Origin of the sequence: Clostridium sp. BIOML-A1 (genome assembly GCF_009874105.1) — a bacterium.
Lineage (GTDB): Bacteria > Bacillota > Clostridia > Lachnospirales > Lachnospiraceae > Coprococcus.
The window spans coordinates 21,311-38,998 of the sequence record NZ_WWTL01000009.1; the positions used below are offsets into that span (position 1 = coordinate 21,311).

16 protein-coding genes are annotated in these 17,688 nt (G+C 40.7%); 15 read left to right on the top strand and 1 reads right to left on the bottom strand.

The features are described 5' to 3' along the window. Window positions 1-3: 3 nt before the first annotated feature. The 4 genes from GT641_RS08475 to GT641_RS08490 all read left to right on the top strand — a co-directional run bounded on the left by GT641_RS08475 (window position 4) and on the right by GT641_RS08490 (window position 4,252). Entirely contained in the window at window positions 4-1,320 is a 1,317-nt protein-coding gene (locus GT641_RS08475; RefSeq protein ID WP_008401564.1) for a replication-associated recombination protein A, read from the top strand. Continuing rightward, window positions 1,320-1,568 carry a hypothetical protein gene (locus tag GT641_RS08480; RefSeq protein ID WP_161117295.1) on the top strand — a complete coding sequence of 83 codons (249 nt, stop codon included), beginning with the start codon at window positions 1,320-1,322 and terminating at the stop codon, window positions 1,566-1,568. The genes GT641_RS08475 and GT641_RS08480 overlap by 1 nt, the downstream gene beginning before the upstream one ends. A gap of 54 nt (window positions 1,569-1,622) precedes the next feature. Continuing rightward, window positions 1,623-2,126 carry an SEC-C metal-binding domain-containing protein gene (locus GT641_RS08485; RefSeq protein ID WP_161117296.1) on the top strand — a complete coding sequence of 168 codons (504 nt, stop codon included), beginning with the start codon at window positions 1,623-1,625 and terminating at the stop codon, window positions 2,124-2,126. Between the two features lie 107 nt (window positions 2,127-2,233). After that, a complete protein-coding gene (locus GT641_RS08490) occupies window positions 2,234-4,252 on the top strand; it encodes an ATP-dependent helicase (RefSeq protein ID WP_161117297.1) in 2,019 nt (672 codons plus the stop codon). Here the strand turns inward: GT641_RS08490 and GT641_RS08495 are convergent. Further along, window positions 4,249-4,563 carry a DUF1292 domain-containing protein gene (locus GT641_RS08495; RefSeq protein WP_008401569.1) on the bottom strand — a complete coding sequence of 105 codons (315 nt, stop codon included), beginning with the start codon at window positions 4,561-4,563 and terminating at the stop codon, window positions 4,249-4,251. The genes GT641_RS08490 and GT641_RS08495 overlap by 4 nt on opposite strands. Before the next feature lie 228 nt (window positions 4,564-4,791). Here GT641_RS08495 and glgA point away from each other — a divergent pair, with 228 nt between their 5' ends. The 11 genes from glgA to rlmN all read left to right on the top strand — a co-directional run bounded on the left by glgA (window position 4,792) and on the right by rlmN (window position 17,688). Continuing rightward, complete coding sequence (glgA, locus tag GT641_RS08500) at window positions 4,792-6,228, top strand: glycogen synthase GlgA (protein ID WP_044945451.1); 1,437 nt, start codon at window positions 4,792-4,794, stop codon at window positions 6,226-6,228. Between the two features lie 144 nt (window positions 6,229-6,372). Then, on the top strand, window positions 6,373-8,121 hold the full coding sequence (locus GT641_RS08505) for an NFACT RNA binding domain-containing protein (protein ID WP_161117298.1): 1,749 nt from the start codon (window positions 6,373-6,375) through the stop codon (window positions 8,119-8,121). A 68-nt stretch (window positions 8,122-8,189) separates the two neighbouring features. Beyond that, on the top strand, window positions 8,190-9,068 hold the full coding sequence (locus tag GT641_RS08510; RefSeq protein ID WP_008401574.1) for a YicC/YloC family endoribonuclease: 879 nt from the start codon (window positions 8,190-8,192) through the stop codon (window positions 9,066-9,068). A gap of 5 nt (window positions 9,069-9,073) precedes the next feature. After that, complete coding sequence (gene gmk / locus GT641_RS08515) at window positions 9,074-9,694, top strand: guanylate kinase (protein ID WP_008401576.1); 621 nt, start codon at window positions 9,074-9,076, stop codon at window positions 9,692-9,694. A gap of 32 nt (window positions 9,695-9,726) precedes the next feature. Beyond that, window positions 9,727-9,969 carry a DNA-directed RNA polymerase subunit omega gene (gene rpoZ, locus GT641_RS08520; protein ID WP_044945455.1) on the top strand — a complete coding sequence of 81 codons (243 nt, stop codon included), beginning with the start codon at window positions 9,727-9,729 and terminating at the stop codon, window positions 9,967-9,969. Between the two features lie 63 nt (window positions 9,970-10,032). After that, window positions 10,033-11,532 carry a UDP-N-acetylmuramoyl-L-alanyl-D-glutamate--2,6-diaminopimelate ligase gene (locus GT641_RS08525; protein WP_161117299.1) on the top strand — a complete coding sequence of 500 codons (1,500 nt, stop codon included), beginning with the start codon at window positions 10,033-10,035 and terminating at the stop codon, window positions 11,530-11,532. After that, a complete protein-coding gene (priA, locus tag GT641_RS08530; RefSeq protein ID WP_008401580.1) occupies window positions 11,489-13,741 on the top strand; it encodes a primosomal protein N' in 2,253 nt (750 codons plus the stop codon). The genes GT641_RS08525 and priA overlap by 44 nt, the downstream gene beginning before the upstream one ends. A 14-nt stretch (window positions 13,742-13,755) precedes the next feature. Further along, a complete protein-coding gene (gene def, locus GT641_RS08535) occupies window positions 13,756-14,217 on the top strand; it encodes a peptide deformylase (protein WP_161117300.1) in 462 nt (153 codons plus the stop codon). Between the two features lie 40 nt (window positions 14,218-14,257). Further along, window positions 14,258-15,211 carry a methionyl-tRNA formyltransferase gene (gene fmt / locus GT641_RS08540; protein ID WP_161117301.1) on the top strand — a complete coding sequence of 318 codons (954 nt, stop codon included), beginning with the start codon at window positions 14,258-14,260 and terminating at the stop codon, window positions 15,209-15,211. Beyond that, window positions 15,204-16,553, top strand: coding sequence for a 16S rRNA (cytosine(967)-C(5))-methyltransferase RsmB (gene rsmB / locus GT641_RS08545; RefSeq protein ID WP_161117302.1), 1,350 nt, complete (start codon window positions 15,204-15,206; stop codon window positions 16,551-16,553). Before fmt ends, rsmB begins: the two co-directional genes overlap by 8 nt. A 70-nt stretch (window positions 16,554-16,623) precedes the next feature. After that, window positions 16,624-17,688 carry a 23S rRNA (adenine(2503)-C(2))-methyltransferase RlmN gene (gene rlmN, locus GT641_RS08550; RefSeq protein WP_243143726.1) on the top strand — a complete coding sequence of 355 codons (1,065 nt, stop codon included), beginning with the start codon at window positions 16,624-16,626 and terminating at the stop codon, window positions 17,686-17,688.

The window sequence follows — 17,688 nt, forward strand, 5'->3', positions numbered from 1 at the left end:
TAGATGGATTTGTTTGATTATATGAGAGAGAATCAGAAGGATGATGATTCTCCACTGGCAAAGAGAATGCGCCCGGAAAATCTGGACGAAGTAATTGGACAGGAACATATCATAGGTAAGAATAAATTGTTATATCGTGCGATCAAGGCGGATAAGTTGGGCTCATTGATCTTTTATGGACCTCCGGGAACAGGAAAGACAACACTTGCTATGGTGATCGCGCATACGACAAAAGCGGATTTCAAACAGATCAATGCGACAACTTCCGGTAAAAAGGATATGGAGCAGATCATCGAGGAAGCAAAGAATACGAAAGCTATGTATGGCAGGCGTACGATTCTGTTTATCGATGAGATTCACAGGTTTAATAAATCGCAGCAGGATTATCTGTTGCCGTTTGTTGAAGATGGAACGATCATATTGATCGGTGCCACAACGGAGAATCCATATTTTGAAGTGAATGGAGCTTTGATTTCGAGGTCGAATATATTCGAGCTAAAGCCGTTATCAAAAGAGAACATTAAAGACATTATCTTAAAGGCTGTTTATGACCAGAAGGGCATGGGAGCCTTTAATGTATGTATAGATGATGATGCGGTAGAGTTCTTAAGTGATATGTCGGAGGGAGACGCCAGAAGTGCATTAAATGCAGTGGAACTTGGCGTGCTTTCTTCAGAGCCGGCAGCGGACGGCAGGATTCATATAACTCTGGCAGTAGCAGAGGAATGTATTCAGCGGCGGGCACTTCGGTATGATAAAGACGGAGATAATCATTATGACATTATATCAGCATTTATAAAAAGCATGCGTGGATCAGATCCGGATGCAGCTGTTTTCTATCTGGCTAAGATGCTTTACGGTGGTGAGAGTATCACGTTTATTGCCAGGAGAATTATGATTTGTGCCTGTGAGGATGTTGGAAATGCAGATCCGAATGCAATCTGTGTTGCAACGGCATGTGCGCAGGCAGTGGAACGGGTTGGTATGCCGGAGGCACAGATCATACTGGCACATGCAGCTATATATGTGGCGTGTGCTCCAAAGAGCAATGCTATTGTGAATGCGATCTTTTCTGCGAAGGATGTCGTAGAACATGAACAGTCGGGGCAGGTTCCGGTCTATCTTCGAGATGCACATTATGGCGGAGCGAAGAAGCTTGGACATACAGGTTATAAATATGCACATGATTATCCCAATCATTATGTAAAACAGCAGTATCTGCCGGATGAGATTGCGGACAGGCAGTTTTATGAGCCGTCGGATAACGGATATGAGCAGAATATAAAACAATATTTTAAGAAGATAAAGGAAGGACTTTAATGGAGATAATAAAGCGGATAGCAGCTTTTCTTATGATCCTAGTGATCTTAGGACTGGTTGTTTGGGCGTTTATCCTTGGGATAACAGGAAGTGAATATTTTTCGGCAGCATTGTTTCTGTGTATTCTGGTACCGGTACTATTTTATGGAATCAGTCTGGTCACAAGGCTGCTTACAGCAAAAGGAAAAGAACTTGCGGATCAGACCGGGTCAGACGTCGAAACAGAAAAGAATAATGTTGAAAAATAAGGTATAATCTGATATACTCTATAAAGTTTTAAAAATTGAAACGAGGTATGTAACATGAGTTTATTATCACAGTGGCGCGAATATGCGTATGGTTTTGATGACAGAACACCGGAAGGAAAGCAATTCTGGTTTGATTATTTTCAGGCTGAAAAAGGAATCTATGAAACAATTCTTGCAACACCAAAGGCAGATCCTGTGAAAGGAACTGTGAAAGAACTTGCAGAGAAGTATAATGTCAGCATTCAGACAATGATCGGTTTTCTGGATGGAATTGATGACAGTTTGATCACATCTAACAATCTGGATGATGTAACAGAGGATTCAGAAGTAATACTGGGTATTGATTATGAGAAACTGTATATGAATATGGTTGGGTGTAATGCAGAATGGTTATATACATTACCTGCATGGGATAAGATCTTTACAAAAGAAAAGCGAGACGAGCTTTATAAAAAAGAGAAGACATCCAGAACACTTGTAAAACCTCCAAAGGTTGGAAGAAATGATCCATGTCCATGTGGTAGCGGTAAGAAGTATAAGAAGTGCTGCGGTAGATAATCAGTTACAGGGTAACTATAGCAGAATTCAATAACAGGGAAAGACAAAGAGAACAGACAGATGGTGGTATCCGTCCTGTTCTCTTTTCAGTTGAAGGGAAGAAACAATTGGAAAAGAAACAGCAATTCAGCAAAGAACAAACAGATGCGATCCGGTATGAAGATGGACCTATGCTGGTCCTGGCGGGACCCGGAAGCGGCAAAACAACCGTAATTACGTATCGTGTGAAATATATGCTGGAGCAGACAGGTATAAACGGGAATCAGATTCTGGTGATAACATTTACAAAAGCTGCAGCAAATGAAATGAGGACACGATTTGAGAAAATAAGTGGTTATTCCGATGGAGTTACATTTGGAACATTTCATTCTGTGTTTTTCATGATCCTACGTCATGCTTACGGATATAATAGTAGCAATATTATACTCGAATCAGAGAAGTATCAGATCATAAATGGAATCATTGAAAAGCATAATATGGAATATAACGGACAGGATGATTTTGCAAAGAATGTGATAGCAGAGATTGGCTTGGTAAAAAGTGAGATGAAACCGGTGGAACAGTACCATTCAGTGAATATGAAGGCAGATGATTTTCAAATCACTTACCGGGAATATGATGAGATCCTGCGTGCAAACAATAAAATCGATTTTGATGATATGCTTGTATTTACATATGAATTGCTTCGTGACAGATCGGATATTCGGGAAATGTGGCAGCAGAGATTTCAATATATTCTGATCGATGAGTTTCAGGATATCAATTGGATACAGTACCAAACCGTAAAACTTCTGCTTGGAAAGAAACAGAATATATTTGCTGTAGGGGATGATGATCAGTCAGTCTATGGGTTCCGTGGAGCGGATACAAAGCTTATGCTTGGATTTCCAAATGAATTTCCGGGAACAAGGCTGGTATATCTGAATACAAATTACAGATGCAGCAGTGCCATTGTAGAATCTGCTTGTCGTATTATAAAGAATAATAAGGAAAGATATAAAAAGGCAATTCATTCGGCATTTGAAAAAAGTCAGTGTGAACGGGTTCATGTGATCGAGGTGGATGGAATGAGACAGGAAACAGACGGGATTGTACAGAAAATTCGGAAGATGAATCAAAACGGAATCCCGTATTCGAATATTGCTGTACTTTACAGGACAAATTCTGAACCATCAGGACTTGCAATGAAGCTGATGCAGAGTAATATCCCTTTTCGTGTGAAGGATAGTATACCTGATCTGATGTCACATTTCGTAGTTGTGAATATTCTTGATTATATAAAGGCAGCACTTGGAAACAGGGAACGAGCTTTGTTTTTACGAATTATAAATCGTCCGAATCGATACGTAAGCCGGGAAAGTCTGGAGACTGATCCGGTTGATACGGAACGGATGAAAGAATTCTATAGGGATAATAACAGGCTGGTACAGAATCTGGTAACACTGGAAGCAGATCTCAGAAGAATCGCAGAATTAAAGCCATATGCAGCGGTTAATTATATCAGAAAAGCAGTTGGGTATGACGAGTATTTGAAGGAATATGCCTCATACAGAGGGATTAATCCGCAGGAGTATATGGATATTGCGGATGAATTTCAGGAAATGGCACGGGATGCGGATTCTTTTATTGAATGGTTTAATTTTTTAAATGAATACAGGATAAAGCTTAAGGAACAGATGAAGACGACGGATCACACCAGGGATGCAGTTGTACTTGCTACGATGCATGGGGCAAAAGGTCTGGAATTTGATCAGGTATTTATCATGAATGCGGTAGAGGGGATGACCCCTCATAAGAAGTCGGTTGCGGATGCTGAATTAGAAGAAGAGCGTAGGATGTTCTATGTTGCAGTTACCAGAGCACGGTACGGATTATATATCTATGTACCTAAGGTGGTTTATGGAAAGACAGCCCGGATATCGCGTTTTGTCACAGAGATGGTAGTTGATCATGATATGCTGCAGATTGGAAATAAAATCATCCACAAACGATATGGCAGAGGTGTCATAACATTTGTGGATGATAAAAAAATTTGTGTTTATTTTGAGAAAGACCAGATCACAAAAACATTAAGTATTGAATATACGATTAAAAATAATCTGGTTACCATGTCTGAAGATGACTAATCATCTTCAGACATGGAATTGAATTCCATTTCGTCTAAGATTTCATCAAAAGCATCTGCGACAATATCAAATTCTTCTTCGTCCTCGATCGGTTCTAAGGTGAACTCGTCATTTGGAAGCTCGATATAGCGGTATACAAGGACTTCGTCATCATCGTAGCCTTCCGGTGCTTCTATAGGAAGCAAAGCAATATAAGAGGTATCTTCAACATCGAAGGTTGCAACAATCTCACATTCGAGCTTTGTTCCGTCATCAAGTTCAAGGGACATCATTTCGATGTCATCTAATTCTTCATCATTCTGTTTTGACATGTTTGATCTCCTTATCAAATAAAATTACCGGTAACTTTATGATATGTTGTTATCATTTAAAATCATATTGACCGGATAATTCCATGATAATGGAAAAATAACAAAAAGTCTACATCCAAATTTTTATAAAGCAATAAAATGCAGGTGCTTTATTCATTGAATTATATGTATAAATATGATAAAATTAATATTATTTTGGAGTTATTCCATGGGAGGAAATTAGAGAAGATGAAGAAAGTTGCTTATATTGCTTCAGAGTGTGTGCCATTTATCAAAACGGGTGGTCTGGCGGATGTTGTAGGAACACTTCCAAAAATATTTGACAGAAATGAATATGATGTTCGGGTTATTATGCCAAACTATCTTTGTATTCCAAATAAATACAGAGAAAAGATGCAGTATCTGACTCATTTCTATATGGATATCGGATACAAGAATGATTATGTTGGGGTTATGTATCTGGAGTACGAAGGAGTAAAAGTATATTTCATTGACAATGAATATTATTTTAATGGCTTCACTCCATATGGAGATGTAAAGTGGGATATTGAAAAGTTCAGCTTCTTTTCAAAGGCAGCGTTATGTATCCTGCCGGCAGTTGGATTTCAGCCGGATATCCTGCACTGCCATGACTGGCAGGCGGGTCTGGTTCCGGTATATTTGAAAACATTATTTGCCGGGAATCCGTTTTTCAGTGGAATGAAGTCGGTTATGACGATTCATAATTTACAGTTTCAGGGTAAATGGGATATCGATACGATCAAGGCGGATTCCGGTCTTCCAGATTATGTATTTACACCGGATAAGCTGGAAGTCAGAAAAGATGCAAGTATGTTAAAGGGTGGTCTTGTATATGCAGACAAGATCACAACTGTAAGTAACACATATGCCAGAGAGATTCAGACACCATATTACGGTGAAGGCTTGGATGGACTTCTGAGTGCAAGATGGCAGTCACTCTGGGGAATTGTAAACGGAATTGATTATGATGTATGGAATCCGGCAACAGATCCACAGGTATATAAGAATTACAGTGTAGATAACTTCCGTGAACTGAAAAAGATCAATAAGGTTGAACTTCAGAAGGAATGTGGACTTCCACAGGATGATAAGCAGTTTGTGATCGGTATCATATCCAGACTGACAGACCAGAAGGGACTGGATCTGGTTGATCGCATTATGAATGATATTTGTTGCGATGGTGTCCAGTTTATCGTTCTCGGAACCGGAGATAGCAGATATGAAGATATGTTCCGTTATTATCAGGGCATTCATCCGGCAAAGGTTTCAGCGAATATTTATTATTCGGATGAAAGATCTCATAAGATGTATGCTGGCTGTGATGTTATGCTTGTTCCATCCAGATTTGAGCCATGTGGTCTGACCCAGTTAATGGCACTTCGTTATGGAACAGTTCCGATCGTAAGAGAGACAGGAGGACTTAAGGACACGGTAGAACCATACAATCAGTTTGAGAATACAGGAACAGGTTTCTCATTTGCAAATTATAATGCATATGAGTTGCTTGATGCGATCAACTATGCAAAGGAAGTTTATTATAATAATAAAGACGCATGGTATGGTATTCAGGAGCGTGGCATGAGAATGGATTACTCATGGTATAATTCAGCAAAGATCTATAATGATCTGTATAATTCATTATAAAATGAACGAACAAACTTATTTTTCATAAATGAAAAATCAGGCAGAAGATGTTGCGATACATTTTCTGCCTTTTTACCGCAGAACGGAGAGACAAGCTGCGTGAATATGAAAATATGCGGATCTGCGCAGGAAAGGTGGTTTCATATGGCTTTTGACGGAGTTGTAATATCAAATGTTGTAAGTGATCTGAAAAAGAAATTAGTGGATGGAAGGATCTATAAGATCTATCAGCCGGAAAATGATGAACTGAATATTATTATAAAAAACAACAGGGAGAATTACCGCTTACTGTTATCTGCAGATGCAAGTCTACCTCTGATCTATCTGCTGCAGGTGCCGAAGGAGAATCCGATGACAGCTCCGAATTTCTGTATGCTGCTTCGTAAGCATATCGGAAATGGCAGAATCGTAGATGTCTGCCAGCCGGGTTTTGAACGTATCGTGGAATTCACGATCGAGCATCTTGATGAGATGGGAGATCTGTGCAGAAAGAAACTTATCATAGAGATCATGGGTAAGCACAGTAATATTATCTTCACGGATGCGGATGGAATGATCATTGACAGTATCAAACATATATCCCATCTGGTAAGCTCGGTAAGAGAGGTACTTCCGGGTAAAGCGTATGTATATCCGCCGTCCGGTGATAAGCGTCCCCCATATGATGCAGACCGGGATTATTTTATATCTACGGTATATACAAAACCAGTAACTGTCACAAAGGCAATTTATTCCTCTGTTACAGGTATTTCACCGCTGATCGCAAATGAGCTTTGTTATCGCGCGGGGATTGATGGCGGACAGTCAACAGCAGCGTTAACGGATATTCAGAAAGAGAAGCTGTATCAGGAATTTGAGAAACTGTTTTCCGATATAAATACAGAAAACTATGTGCCGAATATTGTATATGACGGGTATGTTCCGGTTGAATTTTCATCGGTAAGACTCAGTATGTATCAGGACTATCAGGCAGAAGATAAGGATGAAATTTCAAAGGTTTTAGATGAGTATTACTTTAAGAAGAGCAAGGTAACAAGGATCCGGCAGAAGTCGGCAGACCTGCGGAAGATCATCTCAACTGCGATCGAAAGAACCAGCAAGAAATATGATCTGCAGTTAAAGCAGATGAAGGATACCGAAGACCGGGAGAAATATAAGGTATATGGTGAGCTGATCAATACCTATGGATATGGAGTGGAGCAGGGAGCAAAGAGCTTCCATGCACTGAATTATTATACGAATGAAGAAATTGAGATTCCACTCGATCCAACGATATCGGTGCTTGAAAATGCCAAACGATATTTTGCAAAGTACAATAAACAGAAGAGGACGTATGAAGCATTAGAAAAGCTGATTGTTGAGACGGGACATGAGCTGGAATATCTTCAGTCGGTTCAGGCATTTATCGATATGACTCTGGATGAGAATGCATTGGCACAAGTGAAAGAGGAGCTTATGATAAGCGGATATATTAAAGGCAGATACGGAAAAAAGGGGGACAAGCATACGAATAAGAGTAAACCGTATCATTACATTTCGTCTGACGGCTTTCATATGTATGTCGGAAAGAACAATCTGCAGAATGATGAACTGACCTTCAAGTTTGCAAATGGTGGAGATATGTGGTTCCATGCCAAGAAGATGCCCGGATCACATGTGATCGTACGGATGGAGGGAGCGGAAGAACTTCCGGACCAGACTTATGAAGAGGCGGCAAGGCTTGCGGCATATTATTCCTCCGGCAGAGAAAACCCAAAGGTGGAGATCGACTATACAAAAAGGATGAATCTGAAAAAACCGGCAGGGGCAAAACCCGGATTTGTAATTTATCATACAAACTATTCTATGATAGCCGAGCCGACGATACACGGAATAGAAGAGGTAATCAGATAAAATATTTGATTTTTTATAGTGGTTGAAGTATAATATAGTATCCATTGTTTTAAGGAGAATGTGATTTTATGATTAAGAGTATGACAGGCTTTGGAAGAAGCGAAGTTGTTTCCGGAGCCCGTAAGATAGTTGTGGAGATTAAGGCTGTTAATCACAGGTTTTGCGAGATCAATGTAAAAACACCAAAGAAACTGAGTTTTTTTGAAACAACTATAAGAGCATATTTAAAGAAGTATATAGAACGTGGTAAGGTAGATGTCTTTATCACTTATGAAGATCTGACCGAGACAAATGTCTCAGTAAAATATAATAAGGAGCTGGCAGAGGAATATGTTGGCTATATGAATCAGATGGCAGCAGATTTCAATCTTACAAATGATATCAGTCCATCGGTTATATGCAGACTTCCGGAGATTTTTGTTCTGGAAGAGCAGACAGTAGATGAAGATGAGTTATGGAGCCTGATACAGGGTGCACTTGACGAGGCGGCTGATAAGTTTGTGAAGTCAAGAATGGTGGAAGGTGAGAACCTGAAGGTTAATCTGTTGGAGAAGCTTGATAATATGACGGCTGCAGTTGATTATATCGAAGAAGTTTCTCCGGAGCTAATAACAGCATACAGACAGAAGCTGATCGATAAGATTTCAGAACTGGTTGACAGTTCAGTTATTGATGAGAATCGTATTGCGACTGAGGTAGTTATATATGCGGACAAGATATGTGTAGATGAGGAAACGGTTCGATTAAAGAGCCACATTGACAGCACCAGAAAGATACTGGAGGCAGGCGGAAGTGTCGGAAGAAAGCTCGATTTTATTGCACAGGAGATGAACAGAGAGGCGAATACGATCCTTTCCAAGGCGAATTCTCTTGATGTATCGAACCGGGCGATCGAATTAAAAACAGATATCGAAAAAGTCAGAGAACAGATACAGAATTTGGAGTAAAAAAGATGGGAAACAGAGGTTCGTTAATTGTAATTTCGGGTTTTTCGGGAGTTGGAAAAGGAACGGTCGTAAAAAGACTGGTATCTGATTACGGATATGAATTATCTATATCAGCAACAACAAGAAGTCCACGTGCCGGTGAAGAACATGGAAGAGAATATTTCTTTATGGACAAGAGTGAGTTTGAGAATCTGATCGATTACGGTGGATTTATCGAGTGGACACAGTATGTTGAGAATTATTATGGAACACCGAGAAAGTTTGTAGAAGAAAGTCTGGATCAGGGTAAGAACATTATTCTTGAGATAGAAGTTATGGGTGCTATGAAGATTAAAGAACAGTACCCGGATGCATTGCTGATTTTTATCAGTGCGCCAAGCATAGACAGTCTGCGCGACAGATTGCGTGGAAGAGGTACAGAAGCAGAAGATGTGATACTGAAGCGCTTAAAGAAGGCAACAGAAGAATCAGCAGACATGGATAAATATGACTACATTGTTATCAATGATGATCTGGAGGAGTGCATACAGACGGTGAATTCAGTAATTGTAGGATATGCATGCAGAACATCGAATAATAAGGCATATATAAAAGAAATAAGGGATGACCTGAAAGGCATCTGGTAAGAAAAATAAATTCAGAAAGGGGATATAATATTATGTTACATCCATCATACACAGACTTAATGGCAGTTGTTAATTCAGAGGTTGAACCGGGAGAACATCCGGTAGTTCAGAGTAGATATTCTATCGTGCTTGCAACCGCTAAGCGTGCAAGAGAGATAATCGCAGGACAGGAGCCACTTGTAAATACAGCAAGCAACAAGCCTTTATCAATAGCAGTTGATGAGCTTTACAGCGGCAAAGTAAAGATTGTTGGCGATGACGAAGAAGAGAACTAATCAGAAAAAGAGGTTGTTGCAGTTTTGCGCAGCCTTTTTCTTTTATAAAAAGGAGAGCGGCATATGAAAGCAAGAGAATTGTTAAAAGGATTACAGTATTCAGTAATCTGCGGAGACGAAGATGTTGAGATAAAAGAGATTTATAATGATTCCAGAAAAGTAGGGGAACAGGGGCTGTTCTTCTGTATTGTCGGGGCAAACTTTGATGGACATGCTTATGTAAAGAATGTAATTGATAAGGGAGCAGTCTGCCTGGTCGTTCAGAAGGATGTAGAGCCGGTTCCGGGAGTACTGATCGTAAAGGTAGACAGTACGAGATATGCAATGGGAATCGTCAGCAGCAATTTCTACGGAAATCCTTCATCCAAGCTGACAGTGATCGGTATCACAGGAACAAAGGGTAAGACAACAACGACATATATGATTCGCGAGATGCTAATGAGTGCAGGACATAAGACCGGTCTGATCGGAACGATAGAGATTATTGACGGCAATAATGTTACGGCAGCAAATAATACAACACCGGAATCCATGATCGTGCATAAGAAATTAAAGGATATGGTTGACAACGGATTAGACAGTGTTGTTATGGAGGTGTCTTCACAGGGGCTGATGCTTGACCGTGTGGCCGGGGTTGATTTTGATTACGGAATCTTTTCAAATCTTTCCAGAGATCATATCGGACCAAATGAACATAAGACATTTGAAGAATATGCGATGTGGAAAAGCAAATTATTCACAATGTGTAAAATTGGCATTTTTAATGCAGATGATCCACATGTAGATACAATGACAGAACATGCAACCTGTAAGATTGTAACATATGGAATTAATGGCGATTATGATTATAAGGCAAATGACCATAATCTGTATAATAAAGATGGTCATCTCGGTATCGGTTATCATTTGTCAGGAAAGTTAGATGGAGATGTGCTGGTCAATCTTCCGGGTAATTTCAGTATCTATAATTCCCTGGCAGCTATTGCAGTTGCAGATCTAATGGGTGTTCCATTTGACAAGATACAAGAGATCCTGAAAACGATCAAGGTAAAGGGAAGGGTAGAACTGATCCCGATATCGGACAAATTTACGATCATGATTGACTACGCCCATAATGCAGTAAGCCTGATGAGCATTCTGGAGACATTAAGAGAGTATAAGCCGAAAAGACTGGTCAGTCTGTTTGGCTGCGGTGGTAACCGTTCAAAAGAGAGAAGATATGAGATGGGTGAAGTGTCTGGTAATATGGCAGATCTTACGATCATTACTTCCGATAACCCAAGATTTGAAGAACCACAGGATATCATTAATGATATAAAGACAGGAATCAATAAAACTACAGGAAAGTATGTAGAGATTATTGACCGGAAGGAAGCAATCCGGTATGCGATCATGAATGCTAAACCGGGAGATGTGATCGTGCTTGCCGGGAAAGGACATGAAGACTATCAGGAGATCAAGGGCGTAAAGCATCATATGGATGAGAGAGACCTGATCAGAGAGGTACTGGAGGAAGAAGATGTTACCAAGATATGCGGATATAATAATCGATATTTCGCATGAAGCTATTGATCGTCCATTTCAATACAGAATACCGGATGGCCTGAGGGAAGATATCCGGCTTGGCAGTATGGTTAAGATCCCATTTGGCAGGGGAAATCATCTTCGAACCGGATATGTGATCGGATTTTCAGATCAGACAGAGTATCAGCCGGATCGGATTAAGGAGATTTCAGAACTCTGTGATCGTTCCGTGCCTGTGGAAGGGCGGTTGCTTGCGCTTGCGGCATGGATTCGTGAGAATTATGGATCTACAATGATCAATGCGATCCGTACGGTAATGCCGGTAAAAAAAACAATTCGACAATTAGTAGATCAGGTCGTGGTGCTTGCGGAGAATATGGATACAGAGCATCTGGCAGATATCAGGGAGCAATATCATAGAAAACATGCACAGGCAAAACTGCGTCTGTTACAGGCGTTAGAAGAAACGCCGGAACGATATCTTTCGATGGATGTCGTGAAGCAGAAATGGAATATATCACCGGCTACACTTAAAACGATGCAGCAGGACGGTGTAATTACTGTAATCAGTAAAGAACGGTATCGGACAGCAGGTGTTTATGATTATAAAGAGAATTTTCAGATCACTTTAAATAATGAACAGCAGGCAGTTGTAGATGAAGTGACTGGTGATATGGAACAGGGAAGACAGAAAACATATCTGCTACATGGAATTACCGGAAGTGGGAAAACGGAAGTCTATGTTAAAATTGTAAAAAAGACAATTGAGATGGGAAAACAGGCGATCATACTGATTCCGGAAATTGCCCTTACCTATCAGACAGTCCGCTATTTTAGAAATTATTTTGGTGACCGGGTGACTATCATTAATTCCAGGCTAAGTGACGGAGAAAAATATGATCAGTTTATGCGCGCGAAAAATGGAGATGTAGATGTCGTGATAGGCCCGCGTTCTGCATTATTTGCCCCATTTCAGAATCTGGGGATCATTATTATAGATGAAGAACATGAGACAAGTTATAAGAGTGATTACCCACCCAAATATCATGCGAGGGAGACTGCAGTAAAACGTGCAGAGCTCGAACATGCAAGCGTGCTTCTCGGTTCGGCAACTCCGTCCGTTGAGAGTTATCACAGGGCACTTAACGGGACATATCGTTTGCTTGAACTGCATGAACGTGCGGGAAGCGGACAGCTCGCAAAGACATCGATCGTTGACCTGAGAAAGGAATTAAAAGCAGGAAACCGATCTATCATAAGCAGGGAGCTTGCAGATGATATCGCGGATCGGCTTGCCCGCAGGCAGCAGGTAATGTTATTTATCAATAAAAGAGGATATAACAGCTTCGTTTCATGCAGAAACTGTGGTGAGGCACTTAAATGTCCGCACTGTGATGTCAGCCTGACCAGGCATGAAAATAACCGGATGATCTGTCATTATTGTGGATTCCAGATGCCTCAGCCAAAAGTATGTCCGTCCTGTCATTCCGGGCTGATCGGTGGATACGGAACAGGAACCCAGAAGCTTGAGGAGGAGGTTCAGCGGTTATTTCCTCAGGCGAGAGTCCTTCGTATGGATAAGGATACAACGGCAGCGAAGGATGCACATGAACAGATCCTAGAGAAGTTTGGAAACGGAGAAGCGGATATATTGGTTGGAACTCAGATGATCGTAAAGGGACATGATTTTTCGAATGTAACTCTGGTTGGAATCATTCTTGCAGATCTTACTTTATTCCAGAATGATTACCGGGCAGGAGAACGTACCTTTGATCTGATCACACAGGCGGCCGGAAGAGCCGGGAGAGGGACACAGCCGGGTAAAGTCGTGATCCAGACTTATAAGCCGGAGCATTATGCGATAAAGGCAGCAGCAGCTCAGAATTATTTGGATTTTTATAAGGAAGAAGAAGCGTACCGTGGACTTATGAAATATCCGCCGGAATGGAATATGATGGTGGTATTGATGGTATGTTCCGACGAGACTTTTCTGGATCAAATGGCGGAAGATATCTGTTCAAATATCAGAAGCTGTTCAGAAAATGACCGGGATATGAGAATAATCGGACCATCGGCACCTGTAATAGCAAAGATACGAGATATTTACAGAAGGGTTGTCTATATTAAGAATTATCGGTATAATGAGCTGGTGGCTTTAAAAGACCAGATTGAAATATATGTATCAGAGAAAAAAGAACTTCAGGATTTTAGTCTGCAATTTGACTTTAATCCATTAAATATGTATTAAGGAGAGAATGAAAAATGGCAACAAGAAAGATAAGAATCGATGGCGACAGCGTTTTAAGAAAGAAATGTAAGCCTGTTACGGAGATGACACCACGGTTATCCCAGTTGATCGATGATATGTTTGATACCATGTACGAGGCGAATGGTGTCGGACTTGCAGCGCCACAGGTTGGAATTGTAAAGAGGATCGTTGTAATTGATATCGGAGATGAGCATCCATTGACGCTTATTAATCCTGAGATTATAGAGACGTCCGGTGAGCAGACCGGAGACGAGGGGTGTCTGAGCCTTCCGGGAAAGGTTGGACAGGTGACAAGGCCGATGCATGTTGTCTGTAAAGCACTGGATCGTGATATGAATGAGATCACGGTAACAGGTGAAGGCCTTCTGGCACGGGCAATCTGCCATGAGACAGACCATCTGGATGGTATCTTATATAAAGATAAAGTAGAAGATGGTTTATACGAGACAGAATAGAAAAGTAAGCAGATAATAATAAGGAGGCAGAGACAGTCGTATGAATATTATATATATGGGAACCCCTGAATTTGCAGTAAAACCATTACAGACGATCGTAGATGCAGGACATAATGTCCTTGCATGTTTTACACAGCCGGACAAGCCAAAAGGAAGGGGCAAGACACTTCAGCCGACACCTGTTAAGGAAAAGGCTCTTTCTCTTGATATACCTGTCTATCAGCCGGTAAAACTCAGGGAAGAAGAAAATGTTCAGATTATCAGGGACTATCAGCCAGATGCTATCGTTGTTGCGGCCTATGGTCAGATATTGCCGGAATCAATCTTGAATATTCCAAAGTATGGCTGCATTAATATCCATGCGTCCCTGCTTCCCAAATACAGGGGAGCCGCTCCGATTGAATGGGCTATTATCAATGGTGAGACGGAATCCGGTGTCACAACGATGTATATGGCAAAAGGACTTGATACCGGAGATATGATCGAGAAGACGGTTGTTCCGATCACAGATACAGATACCGGTGTTACACTTCATGATAAACTTGCTGATGCAGGTGCAGCGTTGATCCTGTCTACGCTTACAAAGCTTGCGGATCATACAGCAGTACGAACCCCGCAGGATGATTCCTTAAGCTGCTATGCATCCATGTTAAAGAAAGAGCAGGGTGAGCTTGATTTTACGAAAGATGCAGTTTCACTGGAACGATTGATCAGAGGATTGCAGCCATGGCCGGTTGCTTATATGAAAATGAATCAGAAGACGGTACGTATCTATGAGGCTTCTGTATGTGAACAGACAGAGGAGACATTAGAGGATGGAACAAAGATCGTACCGGGGATGATCGTTCATGTGACGAAGAAAAACTTTACGGTTGCATGTGGAAGTGGAGCATTAACGATAAGAAAGCTTCAACCGGAAGGCAAGAAACCGATGGATTGTGCAGCATTTCTTGCAGGAAATAAACTTAAGACAGGTCAGATGATATATGAGTAAAACTTCAAGAGAGATAGTTCTGGATATTCTGCTGGATATTGAAAAAAATGACAGATTTGCCGGTGAAGCATTAGGGGAAGCACTCCGGGCAAACCAGTTTATGAATAAAAAAGAGAGGGCTTACATCGGTCGGTTGACAGAAGGTGTAACAGAGCAGAAAATCAGATTGGATTATATTCTTAATCAATTTTCAAAAGTAAAAGTAAAAAAATGTAAACCGGTCATCCGCTGTATTTTACGGATGGCTGCTTATGAGATCTTTTATATGGATTCTGTTCCGGATGAGGCAGCCTGTAATGAATATGTGAACCTGACTGCTAAAAGAGGATTTCGGACATTAAAAGGCTATATGAACGGTGTCCTTCGAAACGTGTGCAGAAATAAAGCAGCTATCATCTTTCCGAAAAAAGAGGATGGTCTAGAAGCGTATCTGTCTGTTAAATATTCGATTCCGGAGGAACTGGTAAAATTCCTGTTAAATGATTACAGTGCAGAACAGTTAGAACAGATTCTGCAGGCGGGTGAAACAAATCGCGGAACGACGGTTCGTGTGAATACTATGCATACAACACTTGAGGAATTTCGGAATAATTTGATTGAAAAGGGCATAAAGGTAGAAAAAGGATATTATAATCCGACTTCTCTTATTATTTCGGGATATGATTATATTCGTATGGTTCCGGGATTTCATGAAGGCCTGTTTACGGTTCAGGATGAGAGTTCCAGTTTGCAGGTGCTTGCAGCAGGAATCAGACCGGGAAATGTGATCCTTGATGTTTGTGCGGCTCCGGGAGGAAAGACCATGTATGCGGCAGAACGCACCGGAGAGCAGGGACATGTGTATGCGAGGGATATTTCAGAAGAAAAGATCGATAAGTTGGAAGAGAATCTGGGTCGATTAGAGATTCATAATGTGACAACTAAGGTATGGAATGCAATGGATACTGATCCGAAAATGATAGAAAAAGCAGATGTCGTTCTTGCGGATCTTCCATGCTCCGGACTGGGTGTTATGGCACGAAAAAATGATATCAAATATCATGTGACGGCAGACTCGATAAGTGAACTTGCCGAGATACAGAAGAATATTCTGGATGCCTGTGCGTCTTATGTAAAACCGGGTGGAACGTTAATTTTTTCCACCTGTACAATTGATCGGACAGAGAATGAAGAAAATGTAGAAATATTTTTAAAAAGGCACGAGGAGTATTATCTGGAAAGTCTTGCACCATATCTGCCGGAGAAGTTGAAAGAACGTGGAGAAAAAGGATATATCACGCTTTTGCAGGGAATTGATCATTGTGATGGATTCTTTATTTCGCGATTACGAAGAAAAAAATAATAGATGACAGAATGACACAGAGGAGTTGAGCTTCTCGTGTTATCAGTACATGATTCAGGAAGAAAAGAGTATGTTTACAGAGGTAGAAGATATAAAGAAACTGGATATCCGTTCCATGATGTTTGATGAACTTGCGGTCTGGGTAAAATCAGTAGGACAGCCGGCGTTTCGAGCAAAACAGATATTTGAATGGGTTCATGCCAAAGGTATAGCACATGCGGAAGATATGACCAATGTTCCGAAAAAATTAATTGAAGAAATCAAAAAGCAGCACATGTATGGTGTGGAAGAAGTGACCAGACTGGTGTCAAAACAGGATGGCACAAATAAATTTCTGTTTCGTTTACAGGATGGAAATGTGTTGGAAAGCGTATTAATGAGATATAAGCATGGCAACTCTGTCTGTATATCTTCTCAGGTCGGATGCCGTATGGGATGTAGATTCTGTGCATCTACGATCGGTGGCTTGATCCGTAATCTGGAGGCGTCTGAGATGCTCGATCAGATCTATGCGATCGAACGGATCACGGGTGAACGTGTATCGAATATCGTTGTAATGGGAACAGGGGAACCACTTGATAATTATGACAATCTTATCCGATTCATTCGCATTATCAATGATGAGCAGGGTAAGAACATCAGTCAGAGAAATATCACGGTTTCAAGCTGTGGATTGGTTCCGCAGATAAAAAGACTGGCAGATGAAGGCCTTTCTATTACATTTGCATTATCCCTTCACAGTCCGACTGATGAAGACAGAAGAAAACTTCTTCCAATCGCAAATAAGTATTCAATTGCAGAATTGATGGATGTATGTCGGTATTATTTTGAAAAAACAGGAAGAAGGGTTACTTTCGAGTATTCACTGGTGAAAGATGAAAATGATACACCGGAACATGCATATAAGCTAGCTGAGCTTCTTAAGAATATGCACGGACATGTGAATCTGATTCCGGTAAATCCGATAAAGGAGAGAAAGTATTGTCGATCTCTCAATGATTCTGTTGAAAAATTCAAATATATACTTGAAAAGAAAGATATAAATGTTACAATAAGAAGGAGTATGGGCAGAGATATTGACGCTGCCTGTGGTCAGCTTCGGAGAAAATATGAAGAAGCAAAAGATACTTTTTAG

What these genes read in the sequence shown, in the direction of transcription:
- GT641_RS08475 (WP_008401564.1), top strand. Translation starts at nt 4, where the DNA reads ATGGATTTGTTTGATTATATGAGAGAGAATCAGAAGGATGATGATTCT.
- GT641_RS08480 (WP_161117295.1), top strand. Translation starts at nt 1,320, where the DNA reads ATGGAGATAATAAAGCGGATAGCAGCTTTTCTTATGATCCTAGTGATC.
- GT641_RS08485 (WP_161117296.1), top strand. Translation starts at nt 1,623, where the DNA reads ATGAGTTTATTATCACAGTGGCGCGAATATGCGTATGGTTTTGATGAC.
- GT641_RS08495 (WP_008401569.1), bottom strand. Translation starts at nt 4,563, where the DNA reads ATGTCAAAACAGAATGATGAAGAATTAGATGACATCGAAATGATGTCC.
- glgA (WP_044945451.1), top strand. Translation starts at nt 4,792, where the DNA reads ATGAAGAAAGTTGCTTATATTGCTTCAGAGTGTGTGCCATTTATCAAA.
- GT641_RS08505 (WP_161117298.1), top strand. Translation starts at nt 6,373, where the DNA reads ATGGCTTTTGACGGAGTTGTAATATCAAATGTTGTAAGTGATCTGAAA.
- GT641_RS08510 (WP_008401574.1), top strand. Translation starts at nt 8,190, where the DNA reads ATGATTAAGAGTATGACAGGCTTTGGAAGAAGCGAAGTTGTTTCCGGA.
- gmk (WP_008401576.1), top strand. Translation starts at nt 9,074, where the DNA reads ATGGGAAACAGAGGTTCGTTAATTGTAATTTCGGGTTTTTCGGGAGTT.
- rpoZ (WP_044945455.1), top strand. Translation starts at nt 9,727, where the DNA reads ATGTTACATCCATCATACACAGACTTAATGGCAGTTGTTAATTCAGAG.
- GT641_RS08525 (WP_161117299.1), top strand. Translation starts at nt 10,033, where the DNA reads ATGAAAGCAAGAGAATTGTTAAAAGGATTACAGTATTCAGTAATCTGC.
- priA (WP_008401580.1), top strand. Translation starts at nt 11,489, where the DNA reads ATGTTACCAAGATATGCGGATATAATAATCGATATTTCGCATGAAGCT.
- def (WP_161117300.1), top strand. Translation starts at nt 13,756, where the DNA reads ATGGCAACAAGAAAGATAAGAATCGATGGCGACAGCGTTTTAAGAAAG.
- fmt (WP_161117301.1), top strand. Translation starts at nt 14,258, where the DNA reads ATGAATATTATATATATGGGAACCCCTGAATTTGCAGTAAAACCATTA.
- rsmB (WP_161117302.1), top strand. Translation starts at nt 15,204, where the DNA reads ATGAGTAAAACTTCAAGAGAGATAGTTCTGGATATTCTGCTGGATATT.
- rlmN (WP_243143726.1), top strand. Translation starts at nt 16,624, where the DNA reads ATGTTTACAGAGGTAGAAGATATAAAGAAACTGGATATCCGTTCCATG.